Source organism: Desulfovibrio sp. 6_1_46AFAA, from assembly GCF_000224635.1.
In the GTDB taxonomy this organism is placed as follows: domain Bacteria; phylum Desulfobacterota; class Desulfovibrionia; order Desulfovibrionales; family Desulfovibrionaceae; genus Desulfovibrio; species Desulfovibrio fairfieldensis.
In genome coordinates, this window is sequence record NZ_JH114303.1 from 414,025 (window position 1) to 436,788 (window position 22,764).

The 22,764-nt window shown below is 62.5% G+C and carries 23 protein-coding genes and 1 tRNA gene; 4 read left to right on the forward strand and 20 right to left on the reverse strand.

The features are described 5' to 3' along the window. Position 1 precedes the first annotated feature (1 nt). The 19 genes from rnfB to hisH all read right to left on the reverse strand — a co-directional run bounded on the left by rnfB (position 2) and on the right by hisH (position 18,951). Positions 2-910 carry an RnfABCDGE type electron transport complex subunit B gene (gene rnfB / locus HMPREF1022_RS11675; protein ID WP_008682741.1) on the reverse strand — a complete coding sequence of 303 codons (909 nt, stop codon included), beginning with the start codon at positions 908-910 and terminating at the stop codon, positions 2-4. A 372-nt stretch (positions 911-1,282) separates the two neighbouring features. Then, positions 1,283-1,858 (reverse strand): electron transport complex protein RnfA, encoded by a 576-nt coding sequence (locus HMPREF1022_RS11680; protein ID WP_008682742.1) that lies wholly within the window; start codon positions 1,856-1,858, stop codon positions 1,283-1,285. 53 nt (positions 1,859-1,911) lie between these two features. Further along, entirely contained in the window at positions 1,912-2,586 is a 675-nt protein-coding gene (gene rsxE / locus HMPREF1022_RS11685; RefSeq protein WP_008682744.1) for an electron transport complex subunit RsxE, read from the reverse strand. A 37-nt stretch (positions 2,587-2,623) separates the two neighbouring features. Next, positions 2,624-3,199: an RnfABCDGE type electron transport complex subunit G gene (gene rnfG / locus HMPREF1022_RS11690; RefSeq protein ID WP_008682750.1), complete on the reverse strand. Its 576-nt coding sequence runs from the start codon at positions 3,197-3,199 to the stop codon at positions 2,624-2,626. A 2-nt stretch (positions 3,200-3,201) separates the two neighbouring features. Then, a complete protein-coding gene (locus tag HMPREF1022_RS11695) occupies positions 3,202-4,158 on the reverse strand; it encodes an RnfABCDGE type electron transport complex subunit D (RefSeq protein ID WP_035061508.1) in 957 nt (318 codons plus the stop codon). After that, the gene (locus HMPREF1022_RS11700; protein WP_008682753.1) at positions 4,155-5,435 is read right to left on the reverse strand and encodes an electron transporter RnfC; all 1,281 of its coding nucleotides are present in this window, start codon (positions 5,433-5,435) and stop codon (positions 4,155-4,157) included. Before HMPREF1022_RS11700 ends, HMPREF1022_RS11695 begins: the two co-directional genes overlap by 4 nt. A 7-nt stretch (positions 5,436-5,442) precedes the next feature. Then, positions 5,443-6,243, reverse strand: coding sequence for a cytochrome c3 family protein (locus HMPREF1022_RS11705; RefSeq protein WP_009303262.1), 801 nt, complete (start codon positions 6,241-6,243; stop codon positions 5,443-5,445). A 471-nt stretch (positions 6,244-6,714) separates the two neighbouring features. Beyond that, entirely contained in the window at positions 6,715-7,404 is a 690-nt protein-coding gene (locus tag HMPREF1022_RS11710; RefSeq protein ID WP_009303263.1) for a GGDEF domain-containing protein, read from the reverse strand. A gap of 5 nt (positions 7,405-7,409) precedes the next feature. Continuing rightward, positions 7,410-7,553, reverse strand: a complete 144-nt coding sequence (locus HMPREF1022_RS11715; protein WP_232221595.1) for a hypothetical protein — start codon at positions 7,551-7,553, stop codon at positions 7,410-7,412. Positions 7,554-7,591: 38 nt separating this feature from the next. Then, positions 7,592-8,119 carry a hypothetical protein gene (locus HMPREF1022_RS11720; RefSeq protein ID WP_156802959.1) on the reverse strand — a complete coding sequence of 176 codons (528 nt, stop codon included), beginning with the start codon at positions 8,117-8,119 and terminating at the stop codon, positions 7,592-7,594. Between the two features lie 332 nt (positions 8,120-8,451). Then, entirely contained in the window at positions 8,452-9,825 is a 1,374-nt protein-coding gene (locus HMPREF1022_RS11725) for an alanine/glycine:cation symporter family protein (protein ID WP_009303266.1), read from the reverse strand. A 735-nt stretch (positions 9,826-10,560) separates the two neighbouring features. After that, positions 10,561-11,313, reverse strand: coding sequence for a hypothetical protein (locus HMPREF1022_RS11730; RefSeq protein WP_009303267.1), 753 nt, complete (start codon positions 11,311-11,313; stop codon positions 10,561-10,563). Beyond that, positions 11,310-13,424: a L,D-transpeptidase family protein gene (locus HMPREF1022_RS16660; RefSeq protein WP_009303268.1), complete on the reverse strand. Its 2,115-nt coding sequence runs from the start codon at positions 13,422-13,424 to the stop codon at positions 11,310-11,312. Before HMPREF1022_RS16660 ends, HMPREF1022_RS11730 begins: the two co-directional genes overlap by 4 nt. Before the next feature lie 55 nt (positions 13,425-13,479). After that, complete coding sequence (gene pyrE, locus HMPREF1022_RS11740; protein ID WP_009303270.1) at positions 13,480-14,037, reverse strand: orotate phosphoribosyltransferase; 558 nt, start codon at positions 14,035-14,037, stop codon at positions 13,480-13,482. Positions 14,038-14,052: 15 nt separating this feature from the next. After that, complete coding sequence (gene purB, locus HMPREF1022_RS11745) at positions 14,053-15,363, reverse strand: adenylosuccinate lyase (RefSeq protein ID WP_009303272.1); 1,311 nt, start codon at positions 15,361-15,363, stop codon at positions 14,053-14,055. A gap of 306 nt (positions 15,364-15,669) precedes the next feature. After that, positions 15,670-16,062, reverse strand: coding sequence for an FmdB family zinc ribbon protein (locus HMPREF1022_RS11750; protein WP_232221596.1), 393 nt, complete (start codon positions 16,060-16,062; stop codon positions 15,670-15,672). A 618-nt stretch (positions 16,063-16,680) separates the two neighbouring features. Beyond that, positions 16,681-17,526: a PP-loop family protein gene (locus HMPREF1022_RS11755; RefSeq protein ID WP_232221597.1), complete on the reverse strand. Its 846-nt coding sequence runs from the start codon at positions 17,524-17,526 to the stop codon at positions 16,681-16,683. Between the two features lie 14 nt (positions 17,527-17,540). Then, positions 17,541-18,320 (reverse strand): imidazole glycerol phosphate synthase subunit HisF, encoded by a 780-nt coding sequence (gene hisF, locus HMPREF1022_RS11760; protein WP_008682777.1) that lies wholly within the window; start codon positions 18,318-18,320, stop codon positions 17,541-17,543. Continuing rightward, positions 18,310-18,951, reverse strand: a complete 642-nt coding sequence (hisH, locus tag HMPREF1022_RS11765) for an imidazole glycerol phosphate synthase subunit HisH (protein WP_009303279.1) — start codon at positions 18,949-18,951, stop codon at positions 18,310-18,312. The genes hisF and hisH overlap by 11 nt, the downstream gene beginning before the upstream one ends. A gap of 311 nt (positions 18,952-19,262) precedes the next feature. Between hisH and HMPREF1022_RS11770 the strand changes: the two genes are divergently transcribed. The 4 genes from HMPREF1022_RS11770 (at position 19,263) to HMPREF1022_RS11785 (ending at position 21,870) form a co-directional block, all read left to right on the forward strand. Continuing rightward, positions 19,263-20,174 (forward strand): sulfite exporter TauE/SafE family protein, encoded by a 912-nt coding sequence (locus HMPREF1022_RS11770; protein ID WP_009303281.1) that lies wholly within the window; start codon positions 19,263-19,265, stop codon positions 20,172-20,174. A 41-nt stretch (positions 20,175-20,215) separates the two neighbouring features. After that, the gene (murI, locus tag HMPREF1022_RS11775) at positions 20,216-21,046 is read left to right on the forward strand and encodes a glutamate racemase (protein ID WP_009303283.1); all 831 of its coding nucleotides are present in this window, start codon (positions 20,216-20,218) and stop codon (positions 21,044-21,046) included. Between the two features lie 339 nt (positions 21,047-21,385). Next, entirely contained in the window at positions 21,386-21,664 is a 279-nt protein-coding gene (locus HMPREF1022_RS11780) for an HU family DNA-binding protein (RefSeq protein WP_269544304.1), read from the forward strand. Positions 21,665-21,780: 116 nt separating this feature from the next. Next, a tRNA-Ser gene (locus tag HMPREF1022_RS11785) sits at positions 21,781-21,870 on the forward strand. A 168-nt stretch (positions 21,871-22,038) separates the two neighbouring features. On the opposite strand, the gene HMPREF1022_RS11790 is transcribed toward HMPREF1022_RS11785, so the two are convergent. Beyond that, on the reverse strand, positions 22,039-22,725 hold the full coding sequence (locus HMPREF1022_RS11790) for a LexA family transcriptional regulator (protein ID WP_009303286.1): 687 nt from the start codon (positions 22,723-22,725) through the stop codon (positions 22,039-22,041). Positions 22,726-22,764: the final 39 nt, after the last annotated feature.

Sequence of the window (22,764 nt, forward strand, 5' to 3'; positions counted from 1 at the left end):
CTCAGGCTTGGGGTTGGGGCCGGGATTGCTCCGAAGCGGCGGCCTCGGGCGCGGGCGGCGTCGCCGCCTTGTCGTCCGCGTCCGCAACGGCGCGGGGCACAAGGGGGCTCCGGGTGGAACGCAGAATATGGCGCGGGCAGGTGCCCACGCAGGCTTCTTCGCAGATGGGGCCGTAAGAAAGGCAGAGGAGATGGTCAATGACAATGCGGTTGTCTTCCAGGCGCACAGCCTTGGCCGGACAGGTCTTGATACACTTGCCGCACTTGATGCAGCCCACGTCGCAGACATCCATGACCGCGCGCAGCTTGTCCCTGGTGTTGCAGTAGACCGCCACGCGGCCCCGCTGGGGCGTCAGTTCCAGAATGCCGCGCGGGCAGGCGGCCACGCACACGCCGCAGCCCGTGCACTTGCTCCGGTCCACGCGTACCAGGCCGTCACGCACTTCCATGGCACCGAAGGGGCAGACCTGCACGCAGTCGCCGAATCCCAGGCAGGAATAGACGCAGACGTCCGTGCCCCCGCGCATCAGAGCCGCGGCGGCGCAGGAAGGCATGCCCTGATACTGGTAGCGCGGAGCCACCTTGCCTGCCAGCTTGTCGCAACGCCGCAAGGCATACAGGGGCTCGGCCTCGGCCACGGTCTTGCCCGTGAGCTCGCCCACGGCGATGCTGGTGGCCGCGCCGCCGGCGCAGCATTTGTTCGCCGGCACCGAAGGATCATTGACCACCGCCGTGGCATAACCCTCGCAACCCGCAAAGCCGCAACCGCCGCAATTGGCACCGGGCAAGGCCTCCACCACGGCCTCCACTCTGGGGTCCTCTTTGACGTAAAAGACACGCGAAGCCACGGCCAGGATGATTGAGGCCGCGAGTCCCAGGGCGAACAGGGTCATAATGGATACAAAGACCATAACGGCAACCTCGGCTAACGTAACAACAACGCAAATAACTTCGAGAGCATTTAACACGTGAAATGCTCTTCTACTCGCATTCCGTGGCAAGGATTTGCAGACAAATCCTTGCAGGCCGGTTGACGCATTTCATGCGTCGACTACTCTAACTATCAGGTAAGGCTTTTCTTTCTATCCGCAACGCCCTGCGGGCGCGTCGTCAAGTTCGTTCGTCGGCAAGGAAAACAAGCGGCCCGGGGCTCTGGAGAAGAGGCGGATTTTGTTTCCCGGCAAGGAAGGCAAGCGTTGCGCGACGGGAGTGTATCAAAACATACATGACCGGCGCGCGACGCGACGCCTGACGCCGCCGGGGGGGGCAAAAGACGCCTCTTCTCAATGGCCCATACCCTTGAAGCCCATGAACGCCAGCGACATCAGCCCGGCCATGACCAAGGCGATGGGCGTTCCGGCCATGGCTTTGGGCAGACGGCAGGTGTCCAGCCGCTCACGAATACCGGCCATGAGCAGCAGGGCCAGCGTAAAGCCCACACTGTAGGCAGCGCCCCAGATCACGGATTCCAACAGGCCGAAACCTTCGCGCTGCACCAGGATGGCCACGCCCATAACCGCGCAGTTGGTGGTGATCAGCGGCAGAAAAATGCCCAGGGCCGCGTAGAGCGGCGGCACGGCTTTTTTCAGGAACATTTCCACGAACTGCACCAGGGCGGCGATGACCACAATGAACACAATGGTCTGCAAGTAGCCGAGGTCATAGGGGTCCAGCACATAGCGCTGCATGAGCCAGGTGCAGAACGTGGACACGATGATAACGAAAATCACGGCCCCGCCCATGCCCAGAGCCACACTCTTTTCCTTGGAGCAGCCCAGGTAGGGACAGTTGCCCAGATACTGCGCCAACACGATGTTGTTGACGAAGATGGCGGAAATAAAGATCGCAAAAATTTCCATGCGCCGCTCCTTTCAAAAATCCGCGATGCTCCGGCAGACGGCCTGAGGCGGCCCTAGCCTTCGCGAGCCGCCATATTGCAGGCCTGGCAGGCGCCGCAGCCTTCAGTCAGGGGCCGGGGCTCACGGCCCTTGCGCCGGGCCTGCCAGAAGTTGATCAGATTCATTCCGGCCAGGATCAGCCCCAGGCAAATGAACGCGCCCGGCGCCTTGACCATGATCCGGAAAGGTTCAAAGCCGTCCCACATGATGGCATGGCCGAACCAGGTGCCGTTGCCCCAAATTTCCCGCAACGACCCCAGAAATGTCAGGGAAAGCGTGAAGCCCAGGCCCATGCCCAGACCGTCGGCCACAGAGGCGGCCACGCCGTTTTTGGCGGCAAAGGCTTCAGCCCTGCCCAGAATGATGCAGTTGACCACGATAAGGGGCACGAAGATGCCCAGGCGCTGGTAGAGCGGATAGGCATAGGCCTGCATAAGCAGTTCAACGGCCACCACCAGCGAGGCCGCGATGACGATGAAGCAGGCGATGCGCACCTTCTTGGGAATGATGCTGCGCACCATGGAAATCAACATATTGGAGAGCACCAGCACGAAAATAACCGCCAGGCCCATGCCCAGACCGTTGTCCGCCGAATTGGTCACGGCCAGGGTAGGACAGAGCCCCAGCACCAGGCGGAAAGGCGGCAACTCTTTCCAGAGCCCCTTGGTGAATTCCTGCATGACGGTCATGGCTGCCTCCTTGCGGCAAAATCGGCGCGATGCGCTTCTATTTGGACCAGACTTTGAGAATTTCCGGTTTAAGTCGGCTGTAGACCTGGACCGCCTTGTTCACGGCCGTCACCACGCCGCCGGAGGAAATGGTGGCCCCGGAGACTCCATCAATGGAGCCCCCCTGGGAGGCGAGCGCCACAGGGGTGCGCGCCCCGGCGAACTGTCCGGAAAAAGCCTGTTCCGTCACCCGCATGCCCAGACCCGGCGTTTCCTTGAGCGTGGTGATGCCGATGCCTGCCAGGGTGTCGCTGTCCACATTAAAGCCCACCATGACGCCGATCTCGCCGCCGTAGCCCTTGCCCTGCTCTTCCAGGGCCACGCCCACCAGCTTGCCGTCGCGCAGGGCCGGGAACACCGTGATCGAGCCGTGGTCCAGCGGGAATTTGCGGCGGTCCGCAATGGGTGAATTCTGGGTGTGGGTGAAAACCCGCGCCAGAGCCGGGCCCTGCACGTAGGTCAGCACCTGTTCCTCAATGCGCGGAGCCGTGACCATCTTGAGATAGGACAGCGCAAAGCCCGACAGCCCGCACAGCACCGAAAGCACCACCACCATTCGCAACATGCCGATCATGACTAACGCGCTCCAAAAGGTTTGGGACGGATCAGATCCAGGAAGGGGGTCAGCAGATTGACCAGCAAAATGGCAAAGGGCGTGCCGTCCGCATAGATGCCGTATTTACGGATTATGATGGTCAGCGTGCCGCCCATCAGGCCGTAAATGAACATGGGCAGCGGCCTGGAGGGCGCATTGGCCGTCTCCGTGGCCAGAAAGAAGCCGCCCAGCATCACCGAGCCGGTGCAGAGATGGAAAAAGGGCGAGGCGTCCACGGCCGGGTCCAGCATATTATAGAGGGCCGCCAACCCGACCACGCCGAGAAAGAAGCCCAGGGCAATCTGCCAGCGGATGATGCCGCGCGCGGCCAGGAAGGAACCGCCCAAGAACAGCGCGCCCACCTGGGTCGCGCCCAGGCCGCCGATCTGTTTGCCCAGCAGCAGATCCATGAAGGGAATGGACTCCGCCGCCGCAGGGCCGAAATATTTGAGCCGGATCAGCGGGTCCGCGAAATCCGTGGCGAGCTGCATGGCGTTGGGATCCATGAGCAGGGGAAAGGACACGAACAGCACGGCCCAGCCCACCAGCGGCGTGTTTACCGGATTGGCGCCCAGGCCGCCGAAGGCCATTTTGCCCAGGGTCACGGCGATGAACGCGCCCAGCATGACCAGCCACCAGGGCGCGGCGGCGGGCAGCAGAAAGGCCAGCAGCAAGCCGGAATTGACCGCCGTGAAATCGTCCACCGAGAGTTCGCGGCCCATGGCTTTCTGGCAGAGCGCCTCGGTGAGCACGGCGGTGGCCACGCACAGGGCCATGACCCGCGCCGCGGGCAGGCCCCAATTCCATATGGACATGATGATCGCCGGGGCGAGGCCCGCCAGCATATACAGGCTGGTCTGGCGGATGGTGCGCCCGCAGTGCCAGTAAGGCGGGGCGCTCATGGCCAGAAGCACGGGCGTGGCGGCTGCGGACATCATTCACCTCCCTGTTTGGCGGCGGCCCCGTCGCTGAAGGGCGGCGTCAGGGGCCGTAATTCCTGAAGTTTGGCCGCAGCGTCGGCCTGGGCCAGTTTATGCTTGGACAGGCGGATGTATTGCAGCACGGGCCGCCGGGCAATGCAGACATAACCGCACAGCCCGCACTCCAGGCAGCATTCGATACGTTCGGCGCGGTTGCGCTCGTGCAGGGCGAATTCGGCGTAACGGCTGAGAAAGCCGGGACTCAGCCGGGCCGGGCAGATCAGTGTGCAGGCGCCGCAGTTGATGCAGGGGCTGTGCCCCTCCATGGGCGGAATGGTGCCCGCCTCCACCACAAAGACACCGGTGGAACCCTTGGTCACGCTGCGGTCCAGTTTGTCCAGGCTTTCGCCGCGCAACGGGCCGCCGCGCACCAGGGTGTCGCCGTTTTTCAGCTCGATGTTGGCGAACTCCAGCAGCTCGCCGATGGTGCTGCCCTCTTTGACGATGTAATTGCCCGAGTGCTCGAAGCTGCCGATGGTCACCACGGTTTCGATGAGCGGCAGGCCGGTGCGGGCCACCCGGCCCAGGCTCCAGACATTGTGCAGGCCCACGATACCCACGCCCTCGGGATTTTCCTTGCCGGTGACGGCCTTGATTACCAGGGCATTGATGCTGGCCGGATACTGGGACGGCACGGGCGCCACCTCGATATCATGGTGGTGCAGGCGCATTTCCTTGGGCACGGCCAGCAGAATTTTTTCCGCCGGGGAAAGGCGGCGCAGCACTTCCAGACCGGCCTTGAGATTGTCCAGGTGGGTGAGCAGCATGGGCTCGGCCCAGGTCACGCCCGGGTCCGGATTCAGGCCGTTGATGATCAGGGTCTTGCAGTCCTGGCCCAGGGAACGGGTGTTCAGGCCCAGGCTCTTGAGAACCAGGCCCAGCTCCGCGCCGCGCTCCGGCAGGGAAAGCAGATCCAGCTTGTTCCTTTCCACGGCTTCGGCGGCCAGGCGCTGTTCCTCGTTGGGCTCCACGGCCTCCACAAAGATGCTGCGCTCGTTGATTTCGCAAATACGGCCGAAAATGGGCGAAAAAGCGTCGCCCTTGAGCGGCGAGGGGTGCACGGCCAGGCGCATGCGCGGATGGACCAGGGTTTTCTTGGTCACCCCTTCCACCAGCTTGAAACCCTCGCGGTTCAGGCGCACCAAGCGCGGCTCCGGCCCGGTGCTGAAACGCTGCGTCACCCCATACAGCAGATGGAAACGAGGGTCGTTCAACATCTGGAATAACTCTTTCATCCCCGCCTCACTTGCTGGTATGGCACTGCGCGCACTGTTGCTTGCCGTAGGGGCCCTTCTTCAGCTTTTCGTGGCAGCCCATGCACAGCTTGTGATAGGCGTCCATGCGGCCGGGAATGAGCTTTTCCGCGGGCAGACCGTGGCAGACGGCGCAATTGGTGAACATGGGATTGAGCTTGACCAGGCCCTGCTTGGGCAGAATGTCGCGCACGGCCGTCTGGCTGTGGCACTGGGCGCAGCCCTTGGCCTTGGCGGCGAACATCTCCTCATGGCAGGTCACGCAACGGGCGTGCACGGCGTCGGCCAGGTCGGGCGGCGTGCCCTTTTCGGCCTTTTGGCCCGTGGGCGCGCCGGAGTCGTGGCAGTCCGCGCAGTTCTGCGGCTCAGGTTCGATGTCGATATTCTTGTGGTGGCATTCGCGGCAGTCCACCCCGTATTCTTCCTGATGCTTCTTGTGCCCCCACTTCTTGGCCCCGAGCTCATAGTGATGACAGGTGGCGCAGGAAGCGTTGTCGTTGAAGGCCGCCACGTGATTTTTCCTGAAGGCCGCGTCAAACGACGCGCCGTGACAGGATTCGCAGCGCTGCACGTTTTCCCGCTTGACCGGACTTTCATGGTGACACTTCTGACAGGGAATTTTCTGCTGAAAGGCATGGTCCGCATGCTGAAAAACCACCGGCCCGCCAGCGTTGTCCAACAGGACGCGCTGGGGCACGGCCTCGTGCGGCTCGGGCAGCACATAGCCCACCACGGCCACCACCGCCAGAACGGCTGTCAACAACGCTATGGGAATATAACGCTTTTGCAACGCTGCACCCCTTCAGTAAGAACAGTTGCGCGACGCGGAGCCGCCTACCGGTCCGCGCGGAGCGGCCTTGCGGCCGTCCGGCCTCTCCGTCCCGAAAACCGCGACAATTTTCCGCCGCTGACCCGGAGCGGCGTGGATCCGCTTCAGCCGTTATCGCATTGCGGTTTACGGTTGAAGGCCACCCAGCTTGAAGTTGGATACAACTTCAAAGCGAATCCGCTCTTGTCCATTGCGACGCAACAGTGAAACCATATTGTGGTGAGACTTCTTTGTGTTTTATAGCAAAGTTTTTTCCTTTTGGGAAGGCATGTTACACAAATTCATGCTGCTCCATTTTTCACGAGCCGCGCCATGCAAAACAAAAACCGCGCGATTGGCCGCGTCACAAATTGTTTGTTTATTCAATGAATACACAAAAAAATGTTCCTCCACCCTCGCCGGAAACGGGAACAACAGGCGCGGGCACCCCGTTCATTCCCGGCCAGGCTTGTGGACGGAGAAGCTCCCCCTGCCCCGCGACTTGGCTTTGTACAGGGCCAGATCCGCGGCACGCAGGGCTTCGGCAAAGGTGAACGCGCCGCAGGGATACGGGCATATGCCGATACTCGTACCGTAGACATAACTTTTGCCGCGTCCCTCGACCCTGCCCCGCTGGTTTTTGAGCAGCTCTTCGGCGAGTTCCGTGATATCGGAGGCACGTTGCAGAGGCGCGAAGAGCACGAATTCGTCGCCGCCGTAGCGACAGGCCAGACCGTGATGCTCTTCCGCAAACGACATAAGGCTGTCCGCGAATCCCCGCAGCGCCTTGTCACCGGCCTCATGGCCCAGATTGTCGTTGATGGGTTTCAGCCTGTCCATATCGAAAAAGAAGATGCCGTAGAGCCGGTCCTGGGCCGCTTCAAGAATTTCGTCGACCTGCTGATGGAAAAGATGGCGCGTGGGCAAGCCGGTGAGCATATCAAACAGGCCACGACGCGAAATCTCGATGAGGCCGCAGGCATTTTCCACGGAGAACGGCTCGGAATCGTGGATGTTCTTGTTCAGGTCCATCACATGGCGGACGATATTGTCGACCGGCGCGAAGAACTTACGGCCGTAACGCAGGAGCAGCACAAAGAACAGGGCGTAGAGCAGGGTCTGGATGCCGAAACTCAGCAACATGGCGATCAGCGGTGGATCAGCATCCAGCTGCTGTCAGCCACATTGGTGAAGGCGGTGAAGGTCAGCCGGCCCTCAAAAAAACAAAGGAAGCTGCCGCTGCGCCGCTTTTCAAGATCTTCGAGAAACTGCTGCCGGTCGCTGCCGAACAAAAAAGTCTCTTCATTGACCATGCTTTTTATGTTGGCCATCAGTTTACCGGCGTCCGGATGGGCGATGATCGAATGCCGACCGTCCAGCAGAAGAAAATAACCGTTTCAGTGCGGGCGCGAAACGGTGGGAGCCGACTCATATGGGTCAGCGGAATGGAGACGAAACAGATGCTGACGACTTTGCCGTCTTTTTTTACCGGCATGAACTGGGTGAAGATCATCTCGTCCGTGGCTCCGGCGGAAAAGGGGTCACTGAGTTCCCGTGTGCCGGTGCACATGATCCGGGGGATGTAATCACGCTCCACCTTGCCGATTTTGGGCCGCAGTGTGCTGGAAATGGTGCCGTCCGGGTCCACCACGCCGATCATCCAGAATTTGAAGGCGTCGGCATAGGTTTTCATGCTCATGGCCCGGTCCATGACCGAGACGCCGGTATCCTGGATCAGAGGCTGCTTGCTCATGCCCTCAAGCAGATTGTAGGTCGCCTCAAGCCGGGATGTGAGGTTGTCGGCCAGCACTTTTGGTGGAGTCCCCGGCCGTGGCCTTGATGAAAAGGTATCCGGCATAGAGCGTGCTGTCGAGGCTGATGCAGACGAATGCCGCGAATACCAGCCAGAGGCTTTTTGAAAAAAGCCTGCTTGCCATCCCGGCGGAATATGCTTTTTGGGAAAATATCACTTTTCGATAACTTTATGTGATTAAATAAATAATGACGGATAAAAAAGTTATACCGAAATGCAGCAAATATCCATACGGAATTCAATGTACTTTTTGAGACGGCCAACCTGAATTTTTATGAAATAAAATCAGGCCCGGCATGCTGGGATGTCCGGGCCTGAACAAGGCACCGGCACGGCGGGCAAGCCGCCATGCCGGTGCCTCACAAACGGGAATTGCCCTAAAGGACGAAACGCGGGTCCTTCTTGACTTCCTCGCGCACGATCTTGAACAGCATGGGGCTGAGCAGGATAATGCCGATGATGTTGGGGAAGGCCATCAGGGCGTTGCCGATGTCGGCCAGCAGCCAGACCAGGTCCAGGGCCAGAATGGCGCCCAAAGCCACCGCGCAGACGTAGATGACGCGGAAGGGCTTCTGGGCCTTGTCGCCGAAGAGATAAATGACGCAACGCTCACCATAGACGCACCAGCCCAGAGCGGTAGTGAAGGCAAAAAGCGTGAGGCAGAAGGTCACGCCGTATTCTCCGAAGCCGGGCAGGTTGTACTGGAAGGCCGCCGCGGTCAGCAGGCCGCCGCCCATGCCGGAGCTCCAGAGGGGCTGACCGGCGGGGTCCAGAGATACCAGGATCACGAAGCCGGTCATGCTGCAGACGATGATGGTGTCGATGAACACGTCCAGCATGCCGATAGAGGCCTGTACCAGGGGGGATTCGGCCGTGGAGGCGGCGTGGGCCATGGGCGCGGAACCGAGACCGGCTTCATTGGAGAAGACGCCGCGGGCCATGCCCATGCGGATGGCCATCATCACCGAGGCGCCCACAAAGCCGCCCTGGGCCGCCGTAGGCGTGAAGGCGTCGGAAACCACCCACCAGAACACGGAAGGCACGCGGTGGATGTTCATGAAGATGATGACCAGGCACATGATGATATAGAGCACGGCCATGAAGGGCACCAGCTTGCCGGCCACCGCGCCCACGCGCTTGACGCCGCCGATGAGCACGATGCCCGCGAAGAAGAGCAGAGCCAGCGCGGTGCCCCATTCCGGCACGCTCACGGTCTTGGCCAGATTCACGCTGATGGCGTTGGCCTGGACCATGGCCCCGATGCCGAAACAGGCAATCATGCCGAACAGGGCGAAGGATGTGGCCAGCCAGGTATAGCTTTTACCCAGGCCGTTCTTGATGAAGTACATGGCCCCGCCCACCCAGTTACCGGCCGGGGTCTTTTCACGGAAGTGCACGGAGAGCAGCACTTCCGAAAATTTGGTCATCATGCCCACCAGGGCGGTCACCCACATCCAGAACAGCGCGCCCGGCCCGCCGAGCGCGATGGCCGTGGCCACGCCCACGATATTGCCGGTGCCGATATCCGCCGCCAAGGCGGTCATCAGGGCGTTCCAGGGTGAAACTTCGCCGTGCTCGGACTGGTGCTTGCGGCCTTGCCACAGACATTTATAGGCCGTAATCCAGTTCCGGAAAGAGAAAAACCGCAGGCTGATAGTCAGATACAGGCCCGTGCCCACCAGCATGACCAGCATGATCGGGCCCCAGACCACATTGCTGACCTCTTGCAAAAAACCGTACAATGCTTCCATCGCCACCTCCGCTTGTTCACAATTCCAGCGCCGGTCCGCAGACCGGCATCGTTCCCGCAGAGAACGCCCCCTCACACGTTTTATGGAATAGTACGAAGGTACACCTGAAAAAAGAAAAGAGGCAAGCGCTTTTTACTATTGAGTGTTCGATCAATGGAATCCGACGGCAGAGCAAGCGGGTTGTCATACCACAAGGCATGCACGCAAAAAAGTTTCACCGCACGTGCGTGAAAGAAGCGGGACTGCCCAATGGCGGCAGTAACAAAGCGGGAGTTTGCTTTTCGACAGGATCCACAGAGTGAACAGTGCCATGCCCTGCTCTGCAGCAGCTCACACTTGAAATGTGGATTATTCTAGAGACTGTCGTCACGAGATGGATTTTTGCGTTATACCAAGGAGAGCGAGCCTGTTAGAGCTGCTGTCCTTATCCGTAATGCCCGTCCTCGCATAACGGCTAGGGGCTGATGACACTACTGGGATTTTGTTCGCTGGCAAGGAGAACGAGCCTTTTATGAAAGGAGTGTACTCTTGCCTCAGCCGTTGCAGCGAAGCTGCTTACGGATGAGGACAGCAGAGCTATGGTACTCGACTGGAATAAAAGGCGAAGTTCAACAAAGCCAGCGGACAAAAAAACGTAGTGCCAACAGACCCTAAAGTATGCAGGGAGTGTGCGACCGGAATAAAAGGCGATGTTCGGCGCGGCGATAACCGAAAAGACGTTCGTGACGACAGCTCCTAATGCTCCACAGCGAAAATATTGCGGTAAGCCACAGCCCGGTCCTGGCTTTTGACCTCCAGGATGATCTGGGCGTTGACCAGGCTCAAGCGTTCGGGCAGGCGGGCCACCATGACCGTGCGTTTGAAGCGGCTGATGCGGAAATTGCCCACGTCGTCCGGGTCAAAAGAAAGCGTGTGCTTCTGGCCGTCCGCCGTCACCAGGGTCGCCAGCACCGTGCCGGAAGCCAGTCTCTGAGCGTCGGCATTACGCAGATCCAGGGCAATGCGCAGCTTGCCGCCGCGCAGGGCGCGGGCCTGTACATTGCCCACCTTCACATAGCCCGTGTCGATGGCCGGAAATTCCTCATGGCCCGGCCCCTCACTCATGGCCGGAGCGCCTTCGGGAGCCGAAGCGGCCTCCGCGCCGGAGGCCTGGGGCGGCGTTTCAGCCTGCTCGGCGCTGGCCAGTTTGCGCAAGACCAGCTCCCGGCCCTGCACGCCTTCCTCGCGCAGCAGTTCCTCCAGATTTTCAAGCCGCTCGGCTGTGGCCTGGGCCGTCTGGTAGTCGCTTTCAAAACGCAGCACGTTTTCGCGCAGGGCCTTGTTTTCCTGCCAGAGCCGCCAGGTCTGCCAGCCCAGCACGCCGCAAACCAGCGGCAGGCAGGCGAAAAAGGCCAGCATCAGGAAAAAACGACCCCGGCGCACGCGAAAGCTGTGCCGGGGGCCGTTGTCACGCATAAAGATGATGCAGAGCCGCTCCCGATATCTCAAGGCAGAGTCCTCTGCGCACTCCGGCGGGATGCCGCGGCGCTCTGTCCGGCCGGGGCCGGGGCAGCCGGAGCCTGGGGGGCCCAATCCTCGCGCTGGATGCGCCAGTTTTTACCGTCAAAACGCAACAACAAGGTCTTGGTGCCCCGGTCGGTGTGGCCCGCGCTGTCCGCATACGTTTGGCTCATGTCCGCACGGATGCCGTGCTTGTCCATGGCCAGGCGAAGGCCGGAAAGTTGCACCAAGGTGGGTTTGACCCGCGCCCAGAGAGTTTCCTTCTGGCGGCGGATGTTCTTGGCTCCCCAGCGGCCCTGCTGCACGGCGTCGGCGGCGTAAAAACCCATGTAGTCATCCAGGCGGCCCGCCTCCCAGGCCTTGCGCCAGGATTCCAGATCCGCGCTGACAGCGGCGCTGACGTCCTCCAGATAGTTGGCGGCCAAGCCCAGTTCGGCGGGCTTGAATTCCGACCCCACAATACGGAAGCTCCCGTCCGCCTCCCTGCGCCACCAGAAGGTGCGCACGCCCTGCTCCGTGCCGGTGGGCCCGACCACAAGTTGTTCGCTGCGGCTTACGGCCAACGGCCCCTGAATCTCAAGAACAGGCGCGCGGCTGATCAGGCTCAGCCAGGGGGCGCGGAACTGACGCTCCAACTCGCGCTGCACGCTGTTGTAGGAATGCCCGCGCGGCACGCCGGGCACACGATTATACTGCTGTTGGTCATACAGGGCGGCGATGTCGGCGGAACGCGCGGCAAAGGCCTTGTTCCAGGCTTGCACGGCCTTTTCCAGCTCGACGCGCGTCTCCGGAGTCAGGACCGGAGCCACCGGCTGCGCGGCAGGGGTCGGGGCTTCGGGCGTAACGGGCGCGGATGACGCTGACGCTGCGGGGGCAGCCGAGGTCTCGGGAGCCGAGAGAGCTACGGGCGCGGCGGGAACCGGAGCGGGCGCGGCGGCGGGGGGTTCCCCCTGGGCGGCATCCATGCCCGGCTTGGCGCCCCAGTTGATTTCAGCGGGCGGCGGCGCGGGAGCGCGGCGGGGAACCAGGGGTTCGCTGACGGCCAGCAGTTTTTCGGCCACGGCCGCCGGAGGCGCGGCGGGCGCGGTTTTTTCGTCCGGGGCTTCGGGCATGTCCAGGCGCGGCGGCAGGGGCGCTTCGGAAGAAGCATCCGTGGCCGCGGGCACGCTCGCGGCCACCAGGCGGCCTTTCTGGAAATCGGCGCGCATGCCCACATCGCGCGGGGTCCATTCCATGCCCACGATACGGAATTTTTTGTCCTTGCCGCGCTGCCAGTACAAACGGCGCACGCCTTCGGTGGAGAGATTGGAAGCGGCGTAGAACTGCTCGGTCCAGGTCACCCAGTAGCCCGGCCCTTCCAGGGCATGGATCTCACGATTATAGATCTTGACGAAGCCGAGCATCTTGAACAGGCGTTCCTTGTTCTGACGGAAAGCCGAGAAGTTCTCGGTGGCTTTGGAGTAGGATTCGGGGTCGTAATAGTCGAACATCTTGCGCGAACGCGCGGCCCAGGCGTTGCTCCAGGCCTGCATCAGACGGCGCAGCTCGCGCGCCGTGCCGTTGTCCGGCTGGGGAACCCTGCTTTCGTCAAATTGCTCGGCCAGCACCACGGCAGTGCCGGGCGTGAGCTGCGGGCCCACCGTGTCGATTTCTTTCAGGCCGATAGCCACGCAGCCGCGCGTGGGCACCAGGCCGAAGCCCTTGCTGTGAATCCAGATGCCGTGCCCGGTCTTGCCGCGCAGCCGGTCCACAGGGTTGGGATAGTTGAGGGTATAGGCGATGCCCCCGTATTCCTTGAAGTCCAGGCCGCTGGCGATTTTGTATTCCACAAAATAGATGCCCTCGGGCGTGCGCAGGTCATTGAGCTCCTGTTTGTCGCCCGCCAGCTGGCCCGTGACGCAGGGGAAGGAATATTTGAGTTTGAGAGGGCTTTTTTTCTCGAAGAAGAGGAAGGCGCGGCGATTTTTGTCCACCGCCACCAGATGGGAAGGCAGGCCTTCGTTATACAGATTGGCCTGCCAGTTGTCGGCGCGGGCCGGAGCAACCGTTACGACGGCGAGCACCAAGGACAACGCCAGCCCCGCCAGCAACCTGGACATGGACGCGCGAAGAGACGCCGCAACAGCGGCGCGGCAGGGTAGCCCGCCTCCGGCCTCAGCAGGCCAGATCGACCAGCTCCTTGCGTGTGAAAAGCGCCAGCAGGTCGTAGCCCGCCTCTTGCAGCTTTTCACGTCCCCCCTCCTCTCTGTCCAGGATGGCGCAGACGGCGGCAATGGACAAATCGGCCGCGCGCACCCGGTCACAGGCCTTGAGCAGCGAACCGCCTGTGGTGACCACATCCTCCAGCATGGCGACGGAATCGCCGGCGCTGAAATTGCCCAGCCCTTCCACAAACTGTCCGGTGCCGTGGCCCTTGGCCTCCTTGCGCACCAGCAGCCCGTGCAGCGGCCGCCCCTGCTCATGCGAAATAACCGTGGTGGCAGAAACCAGCGGGTCCGCGCCCATGGTCATGCCGCCCACGCCCTTGATGTCCAGGCCCTTGAGCATGTCGTTGAACAGCGTGCCGATGAGCCAGGCCCCTTCGGCGTGCAGGGCAGTGACCCGGCAGTCAAAATAGTAATCGCTCCTGCGGCCCGAAGCCAGCACAAAATCCCCCTCGCGGTAGGATTTTTCCACCAGCAGGCGGGCCAGACGGCGCTTGAGTTCCAGCATGGCGTTGCTCCCGGCTCAGTTTTCCGCCGCATCGGCGCTGAAGACGCGCGTGAAGACGGCGTCCTCGTGTTGCAGATAATAGGCCGGGTCGAACAACTCCGCCAGGGCGGCTTCGCCCAGGCGGGCGCGCATGTCCGCGTTCTCCCGCACCAGGTCCGGGAAGGGACGGCGGGTTTCCCAGCTCTGCATGGCAAGACGCTGCACGGCCTCATAGGCCTGCTGGCGGGGCAGTCCGGCGGCGATCAGGGCCGTGAGCACCCGCTGCGAGAAATACAGGCCGAAGGAACGCTCCATATTTTCGCGCATGCGCTCGGGCTTGACAACCAGGCCGGACAGCAGACGGGCCAGGCGGGTCAGCACGTAATCGGCCAGAATGGTGGAATCGGGCATGATCACCCGCTCCACCGAGGAATGGCTGATGTCGCGCTCATGCCAGAGGGCTTGGTTTTCCAGGGCCGCCAGGGCGTTGGAGCGCAGCAGGCGCGAAAGGCCGCTCATGTTTTCGGCGGAAATGGGATTCTTTTTGTGCGGCATGGCCGAAGAGCCCTTCTGGCCCTTGGCGAAACCTTCTTCCACCTCCAGCACCTCGGTGCGCTGGAGATGGCGCAGCTCCACGCAGAGCCGCTCCACGCCCCCGGCCATGATCGCCAGAGAAGTGAAGAAATGGGCGTAGCGGTCTCGTTGGATGATCTGGGTGGAGTGCGGGTCCACCTTGAGACCCAGACGGCTGAGGGCCTTCTGCTCCAGCTCCGGCGAAAGGAAGGCATAGGTGCCCACCGCGCCGGAAATTTTGCCCACGCGCACGCTTTCCAGGCCCGCTTCCACCCGCTTGAGATGGCGCGCGAATTCCGCGTAAAAGCCGGCCATTTTCAGGCCGAAGCTGGTGGGTTCGGCGTGGATGCCGTGGGTGCGGCCCATGCAGAGCATGCCCTTGTGGCGGCGGGCCAGGTCTTCCAGAGTTTCCAGCAGGGCGCGCAGATCCTTGAGAATCAGATCCCCGGCCTGGACCAGCAACAGGGCGTTGGCCGTGTCCACGATATCAGAGGAGGTGCAGCCCAGATGGATGAAGCGGGCCTCGGGCCCCACTTTTTCCTCCAGGGAAGTCAGAAAGGCGATGACGTCATGGCGCGTGGTTTCCTCAATGGTCAGGATGCGCTCCACATCGATGTCCGCCTTGTCGCGGATCGTCTTCACGGCTTCCGCCGGGACGCGCCCCAGCTCGGCCCAGGCCTCGCACACGGCCACTTCCACCGCGAGCCAAGCCCGATAACGGTTTTCCAGGGTCCAGATCCGACCCATCTCCGGCCGGGTGTAGCGTTCGATCATGGCTTCCCCTTTAGAAATCTTGCGCTTGAGATTGCCGCGCGCCGTTGGAGCATTTACCACTTGAATGCTTGTTTACGACGAGCAAAGCTCGCCAGCTCGCATTACGCGGCAAGGATTCGCGCCGCAAATTTTCCCGAAAAAGCCGCACAAAGCGCCGTTGCCGCCGCAACTGTCCTGGTGTCCTACTGCAAAAATTTCGAGCGTAGCTATGCTCTCAATTTTAGCTGACCCACGGCGGCTGCGCCGCCACACAACCCTAACGAATTTTGTGTGTCTAATTTTTCAGATCAGACACCAGGTTCCGGGCTATGAAGCCGCCGCGCCGCCCTTGGCCTTAGCGGCCTGGGACGGGGGTGTGGCTTTAGCGACGGTTTTTTCCGCCGGGGCGCTCTTTTCCGCAGTTGCGGGCGCAGCCTCGGCCTTGTCGGTTTTGGCCGCCTCGGCGGGCTTGGCCTCTCCGGCGGACGCGTCGGAAGCGGAACCAGCCGGAGCGCCGCCGTCCTCAGAAATGCCCTTGCGGTAACCGTAGTCGCTCACATACCAACCGCCGCCCTTGAGCACAAAGGACGTCTGCGAAATAATCCGGGGTGAAGGCGTGCCGCAGTCGGGACAGGGTTCCTGCCCATGCGCGTCCGACGCCTTGACCCACTCCTCAAACACGCGCTGACACTTGGGACATTGATATTCGTAAATAGGCATGATGACGCCGATGACGGCCTGTTCCATTAACGGAACAACCGCTGTGTTGGAGTGACGCGCCCCTTCGGACCGGGCGCGAAGGTCCGCGGGGCGACCGCCGCCGCGCCGCCTTGCGGCTTACCGCCACAGCAGATACGGCTTTTCCGTCGCCCGTCAAGGGGCGAGGATCCTGTCAGCACGGGATCCGCCGGAATAAGCAGAAAAATCCACACCGAATGCACGCGCCCCGCGAGAGGAGCGCGGACGGCGCAGAGCGGGCGGCATACCGGTTGTTGGCACTGCGGAAAACCGCTGACCGAAAGGCGATGAACCCGTTATAAGGCGCATCCCCCGCGACATTCGCCCCATGAAAAGACGACATTCCGCAGCCGCCGGAACAAAGTGGCCTTGAAAGGCTGCGTTGCCCTAGGCCTTGGCTGCGGCCTTGGCTTCGCGCGCGCGCAGCTTCAGGCGCTCGGCGCGACGTTGACGGCGACGATCCAGCTCTTTTTTCCGTTCGATTTTCTTATGTGCCATGATAGTTCCTCCAGATGAACCCATATGATTAAGCTGTTATTCATAGACCTTTTCAATTGCAAAGTCCAGCCCCGGCCCGATTCCGCTGTCACAGGCCGCACATTACCCGTCAAAAAAACCGCTGATCTTGTCCGTCAGGCATATCTCGCAGGGGGTGAAACCGTGCTCGGACAAAACAGCTTCGGCCAAAGGCCCCGCATTGCCGGGCAGGCGCGTGACCTGGAGCAGGGGGGCGGGCGTAAGGCGCAGACGAAAGTCTCCCCAAACCGGCGCACTGTCCGGCGTACCACCCGGCGCGTGCCCAGGCGCTGACAATTGCGCCAGGGTTGATTCGGCCCGCGCCAGCCGCGCCAGCGTTCCGGCATCCGGGGAAAGGCCGTAGGCCAGACGGGTCAGCAGGCAGGGGCGGGCCTTCTGCTCCGGCCTGTCCAGCCCGGTGGACGCGGCCAGGGCGCGGATGGTTTCCTTGGACAGCCCGGCTTCGGCCAGGGGCGAACGCACCCCGGCTTCGGCCAGAGCCCGCAGTCCGGGCCGAAAGGCGCGCAGATCGTCGGCATTGCTGCCGTCGCAGAGCAGGCGGCGGCTTTCGTCCCGCTCGCTCTCCGTTTCCCGCAAAGCCATGCGCAGGGTCGCGATAAGTCCCTTTTTACAGCCGTAGCAGCGCTCCCGGCTGTTGGCCGCCACCTCCGGCAGCGCCAGGGGGTCAAAATCCACCAGAAGCAAAGGCAGGGAGTTCTCCCGCGCCCATTGCGCGGCCCGCGCGCTCTCTTCCGGCGGAATGTGCGGCCCGCGCGCGTGCAAAGCCAGCACGTCGCAGCCGCAGAGCCGGGCCGCATGGCAGAGAAAGCGGCTGTCCAGGCCGCCGGAAAAGGCCACGGCCAGCGGCGGCAGACCGCGCAGGGCCGCGGCAAAGGCTTCAGGCAGGACTATGGGCAGGTCTTCGGGCAAGTTTGGGCCCCCAGCTACCACGTCAGCCGCACCTTCGCTCCCCGGGCGGCCATATCTTCCTTGCACCGGCGGATGCTGTACTCCCCGTAATGCACGATGGAGGCGATCAGGGCCGCCGACGCGCCGCCCTCGCTCACGGCTTCGTACATATGCCGGGGTTCGCCCGCGCCGCCCGAGGCAATGACCGGAATGGACACGGCGTCCACAATGGCGCGGGTCAGCTTGAGCTCGTAACCGTCCTTGGTGCCGTCGGCATCGATGGAATTGACGCAGAGCTCGCCCGCGCCCAGATCCTGACAGCGCCGGGCCCAGGCCAGGGCGTCCAGGCCCATGCGGGCTCGGCCGCCGTGGATCACGATCTCATAGCCCGAAGGGATGGCCTCGCTCACGGGCACGGCCAGCACGTCCATGCCCACCACAATGGCCTGGGAGCCGAAGGCCTCCGCGCCCTCGCTGATGATGCGGGGATTCTTCACCGCCGCGGAGTTGACCGAGACTTTTTCCGCCCCGGCCAGGAGCACGGCGCGCATGTCCGCCACGGTGGCGATGCCGCCGCCCACGCTGAAGGGGATAAAGATCTGCTCGGCCACCCGCTCCACCACATCCAGAAAGATGCCGCGCGCCTCGGCCGAGGCCGTGATGTCGTAAAAAACGATTTCGTCGGCCCCTTCCTCATAATAACGCCGGGCGCTTTCCACCGGGTCGCCGATGTCCTGGTTGCCCGCGAACTTCACGCCCTTGGTCAGCCGCCCGTTGCGCACGTCCAGGCAGGGAATCACCCGTTTACTGAGCATGGCGCGCCTCCCGGCAGTATTCGTAAAAATTGCGCAGCAGGGCCAAGCCGGGCCGCCCGCTTTTTTCCGGATGGAACTGCGCGGCCCAGAGTCCGTCGCGCCCGTACAGGGAGCAGAATTCCCGGCCGTAAACCGTGGTGGCGATGACAAGGGCGGGGTCCGGCTCCACATAATAGCCGTGCACGAAATAGAATTCCGCCGTGGGCTCCACGCCCGCCAACAGGCGGCAGGGCGTTGCCGCGCGCAGGCTGTTCCAGCCCATGTGCGGCACGGGCGCGGGACTACCGTCCTCCTGCCGGAGATTGTCCTCGAAACGGCGGCAGACGCCGGGCACCAGGCCCAAGGTGGGCATGTCGTTTTCCTCGCTGCGCTCCAGCAGGATCTGGCAGCCCAGGCAGACGCCCAGCAGAGGCTGGCCCACGGCCACGGCACGGCGCAGGGCCGTGTCCAGCCCGGCCTCGTTCAGGGCCCTCATGGCCTGCCCGGCAGCGCCCACGCCGGGAAAAATGATGCCCCGCGCGCTTTCCAGCAGGGCCGGGTCCGCCGTGACGGCGCAGGGAATGCCCAGATGTTCCAGGGCACGGCGGACGCTCGTCTGATTGCCCGCCTTGTAGTCCAGGATCGCCAGCATATGTGTTCCTTGGTTACGGTGCCGCTCGCGCGAAAGCGCGGGTTTGCGCGCCGAATATAGCCGGTTCGGGAGCGGCAGGCAATGCGGGGTGGAGCAAGGGGCAGGGGATGACATTTTTGATAATCACGCTTATTATGAAAACCGTGATTATCTATATCCATATTTCCAGTCCTGTCCGGACAGGCTCAACATTTTGCCCATGAGCTGATACACCAGATCGTTACCTCCGGACGGCCGGCGCTGCCGCCGGCCCAGCCGGAGCAATGACGCCCACGCCGGGATTCACACGCCCAACCCCACGGGAGGCGGCCATGTATTTTCCCACCGCCGGTATTGAATGCTCCCCCTTTGTTCCTTTTGCCGTGGCACTGGGTGTTTCCTTTTTCACCTCCATGGGCGGCGTTTCCGGCGCGTTTCTGCTTTTGCCGTTCCAGATGAGCGTGCTGGGCTACGTCAACCCCAGCGTCAGCGCCACCAACCAGTTTTTCAACGTGCTGGCCTGCCCCGCCGGGGTTTGGCGCTATTGGCGCGAAGGCCGTCTGCTCTGGCCCCTGACCCTGGTGGTGGCTCTGGGCACCCTGCCCGGCGTGTTCGCCGGAGCGCTCATCCGCATCAATCTGCTGCCTGATCCCCGCCACTTCAAAATCTTCGCGGGCCTGGTGCTGCTGTACGTGGCCGCGAAAATGCTGCGCGACCTGTTGTCCCGACGACGGAATCCGTCCGGCGGCACGAGCCCGGCCGCAAGCCCGGCGGCGCGGCTGACGACCGGGGGCAGTTGCCAGGTCCTGTCCTGGAACACCCGCATACTGGCCTTTCGCTTTCAGGACCAGGAATACCGCATTTCCTGCCGGGGCATTGTGCTGCTCAGCCTGATTGTGGGCCTGGTGGGCGGCGTATACGGCATCGGCGGCGGGGCCATCATGGCCCCCTTTCTGGTCTCCTTTTTCGGGCTGCCGGTTCACGCTGTGGCCGGGGCCTCGCTTTTCGCCACCTTTCTGACCTCCGTTGCCGGAGTCGGCTTTTACAGCCTGCTGGCCCCGCTCCATCCCGGCCTGGCTGTAGCCCCGGACTGGCGGCTGGGCCTCCTGCTGGGCCTGGGCGGCATGGCGGGCATGTATCTGGGCGCGCGCTGTCAGAAACACATCCCGGCCACAGCCCTGAAATATCTGCTGGCGGGCATTTTGCTCTTTACAGCAGCCCGCTATCTGGGCCAAGCTTTCTGAGTTTCGCGGCACGACCGCCGCGGTAAAGGACGATTACGATCATGAAGGACGCTTCGCTGCTGCCCGTGGCCCTGTTTGATTCTGGCGTGGGCGGCCTTACTGTGCTCAAGGCCCTGGCCGACCGCCTGCCCGGCGAGGATCTGCTCTATCTGGGTGATACGGCCCGGCTGCCTTACGGCACCAAGGGCCGGGAGACCATCACCCGCTATACCCTGCTGGCCGCCCGGAAGCTGGTGGACAGAGGCGCGAAGATGCTGGTGGTGGCCTGCAATACCGCCACGGCGGCGGCCCTGCCCGCCCTGCGCGAGCATTTCGCGCCCCTGCCCGTGGTGGGCGTGGTGGAACCCGGCGCGCGGGCCGCGGCCCGGACCAGCCGCAACGGCGAAATCGTGGTCATCGCCACCGAGGCTACCATTACCGGCGGCGCATACCAGCAGGCTATCACACGCATCCGGCCCGAAGCCCATGTGCAGGGCCGGGCCTGCACCCTGTTCGTGCCCATGGCCGAGGAAGGCTGGATGGACGGCCCCTTGGTGGAGGGTATTGCCCGGCGCTATCTGGAGGATATGTTCACCCCGGCGGTCACCGCGCCGCGCCCGGACACCCTGCTGTTGGGCTGCACGCATTTTCCGCTTCTGCAGGCGGCCCTGCAAAACGTGGTGGGCCCGCAGGTGCGCATTGTGGATTCAGCGGCCACCACAGCCGAGAGCGTGGAGGAAGAACTGACGAGCCTGGACCTGCTGCGCACGGACGAGCATACCGGCGTCCGCCGTTTTATGACCACGGACAATCGGGAGCGTTTTGCCCGCACGGGTGGCCACTTTCTGGGCAGTCCGCTGAAAAGCGCGGATGTTGAACTTGTTGATTTGTAATTTTTTCAACATGTTAGTGTATTTCCCGGCTGCGTCGCCGAAAACGCCGCCTTTGCGCGCGCAAGAAGGCATCTGCCGGGAAAACAAGAGCGGCCGGGCGATTCCGCGCTTTTTCTGTTGACATGCCCCCAGGCATTACTTAGAGAAAGCAAAGTTATGGTCGTTGGCACCAGGTCGGCGGCCAGATACGGAAATCCCCAGGGCGCGCGCCGTGCCTGTCGCTGAGCAATAACGCACTGATCCCAGAGTTCCGCGAGGCGGCCTCCAAAATCCGCAGTGCGGGCCGTCTGGTCTGACTTGGCACAAACGGGGCAACCCGAAAATCCTGTACGGAGAAACATCATGACTAAAGCTGAGCTTGTTGAAAAAATCCACGCCAAGGCCGGCCTGCCCACCAAAGCTAAAGCCGAGGAAGCCCTGGACGCCGTGGTGGCCTCATTGCGTGAAGCTCTCGCCGACGGCGAATCCGTGACCTTTACCGGCTTCGGCAGCTTCAAGGTTGTGGCGCGCGCCGCGCGTAAGGGCCGCAACCCCCGCACCGGCAAAGAAATCACCATCCCCGCCAGCAAAGTTGCCAAATTCACGCCCGGCAAGGGCCTGAAAGACGCCATTAAGTAAGGCTCGCTGTCTACGGATTTTTCGGCGGCGCCTTTATTCCAGAAGGAACGGGGCGCCGCCTTTGCGTTCGGACTACCCCGCCCCATGCGGTGCGGCGGCAGTGCTTATGTTTATACGGAAGGGTGGCAGAGCGGTTTAATGCGGCGGTCTTGAAAACCGTTGATGCCGTGAGGCATCCGGGGGTTCAAATCCCTCCCCTTCCGCCATGCAGCACAGAATAGCGCCACGTTGCCGGAACGAAAGACCGGCGACGCGGCGTTTTTTGTTTCATTGCCGACTTGTCCCGCCTTCTCCCCCCGGCTCCCGCCTTGCCGCCCACCCAAAAAGCGGAGTGGCCTCTGCCCTCATGGCGGCGGTTATTGCGCGCACGCCGTTTATATTTCCTGCATGACCCAGGCCAATCGCCCGAGAATCCATTCCGTCCGGACTAAACGTATCCTGCGATCCGGATACGCGGGGTTCTCGGCGCATAAGCGGAAATAATCCTCATCCCAAAGCAGGCGGCGCAGGACGATCTCCCCGTGGGGAAGCGTGATGGCGAACAGTTCGCCGCTCGCGGGGCAGTCGGCGCGCGTGTCAATGCCGACATACGCTCCCCGGCGCACTGTGGGCGCGGCCGCGTCGTTGTCCACTGCCAGAACGACTATGCCCTCTCTCGCGTATGCCCTGGGCAAGAGGATGCTGCCTGTCGGCCGGAGCGTGGGCACGGCTGCCCCGTTTCCCGTGTCGTCGCCGCGCATGGCGTACATGGTGACAAGCGCAGGCTGCGACAAAGGCGAGCCCAACAAGCCGGGGGCCAGGGGCGTTCCGTCACCGTCGCCGGGAATGTACCCGACCTCGGTGCGCAGATACACCGGGCCGATGCCGCTTTTCAGCCAGTCGGGGTTCACGCCCAGCTTTTCAAAGAGCGTCATATACCAGGCCCCCGGCACGGATTGCCGTCTTTTGGCGTCGGAAATGCTCGATTGCTTGATCTCAAGAATTTCAGCCAACGCGGTTTGCGTGCGGGTATGGGTTACGGCCTTAATCCGCTCTATCGTTTCTTTATAGATATGATCCATTTCATACTCCCCGCCAATAGAATTCGCATAATCGCCCTT

Bases quoted from the DNA above. Each gene is read 5' to 3' on its own strand.
- HMPREF1022_RS11695 (WP_035061508.1), bottom strand. From the start codon at position 4,158: ATGATGTCCGCAGCCGCCACGCCCGTGCTTCTGGCCATGAGCGCCCCG.
- HMPREF1022_RS11720 (WP_156802959.1), bottom strand. From the start codon at position 8,119: ATGCCGGATACCTTTTCATCAAGGCCACGGCCGGGGACTCCACCAAAA.
- rnfB (WP_008682741.1), bottom strand. From the start codon at position 910: ATGGTCTTTGTATCCATTATGACCCTGTTCGCCCTGGGACTCGCGGCC.
- HMPREF1022_RS11725 (WP_009303266.1), bottom strand. From the start codon at position 9,825: ATGGAAGCATTGTACGGTTTTTTGCAAGAGGTCAGCAATGTGGTCTGG.
- HMPREF1022_RS11770 (WP_009303281.1), top strand. From the start codon at position 19,263: ATGTATTTTCCCACCGCCGGTATTGAATGCTCCCCCTTTGTTCCTTTT.
- rsxE (WP_008682744.1), bottom strand. From the start codon at position 2,586: ATGACCGTCATGCAGGAATTCACCAAGGGGCTCTGGAAAGAGTTGCCG.
- hisH (WP_009303279.1), bottom strand. From the start codon at position 18,951: ATGCTGGCGATCCTGGACTACAAGGCGGGCAATCAGACGAGCGTCCGC.
- HMPREF1022_RS11790 (WP_009303286.1), bottom strand. From the start codon at position 22,725: ATGGATCATATCTATAAAGAAACGATAGAGCGGATTAAGGCCGTAACC.
- HMPREF1022_RS16660 (WP_009303268.1), bottom strand. From the start codon at position 13,424: ATGTCCAGGTTGCTGGCGGGGCTGGCGTTGTCCTTGGTGCTCGCCGTC.
- HMPREF1022_RS11680 (WP_008682742.1), bottom strand. From the start codon at position 1,858: ATGGAAATTTTTGCGATCTTTATTTCCGCCATCTTCGTCAACAACATC.
- HMPREF1022_RS11710 (WP_009303263.1), bottom strand. From the start codon at position 7,404: ATGTTGCTGAGTTTCGGCATCCAGACCCTGCTCTACGCCCTGTTCTTT.
- HMPREF1022_RS11750 (WP_232221596.1), bottom strand. From the start codon at position 16,062: ATGCCTATTTACGAATATCAATGTCCCAAGTGTCAGCGCGTGTTTGAG.
- murI (WP_009303283.1), top strand. From the start codon at position 20,216: ATGAAGGACGCTTCGCTGCTGCCCGTGGCCCTGTTTGATTCTGGCGTG.
- hisF (WP_008682777.1), bottom strand. From the start codon at position 18,320: ATGCTCAGTAAACGGGTGATTCCCTGCCTGGACGTGCGCAACGGGCGG.
- HMPREF1022_RS11700 (WP_008682753.1), bottom strand. From the start codon at position 5,435: ATGAAAGAGTTATTCCAGATGTTGAACGACCCTCGTTTCCATCTGCTG.
- pyrE (WP_009303270.1), bottom strand. From the start codon at position 14,037: ATGCTGGAACTCAAGCGCCGTCTGGCCCGCCTGCTGGTGGAAAAATCC.
- purB (WP_009303272.1), bottom strand. From the start codon at position 15,363: ATGATCGAACGCTACACCCGGCCGGAGATGGGTCGGATCTGGACCCTG.
- rnfG (WP_008682750.1), bottom strand. From the start codon at position 3,199: ATGATCGGCATGTTGCGAATGGTGGTGGTGCTTTCGGTGCTGTGCGGG.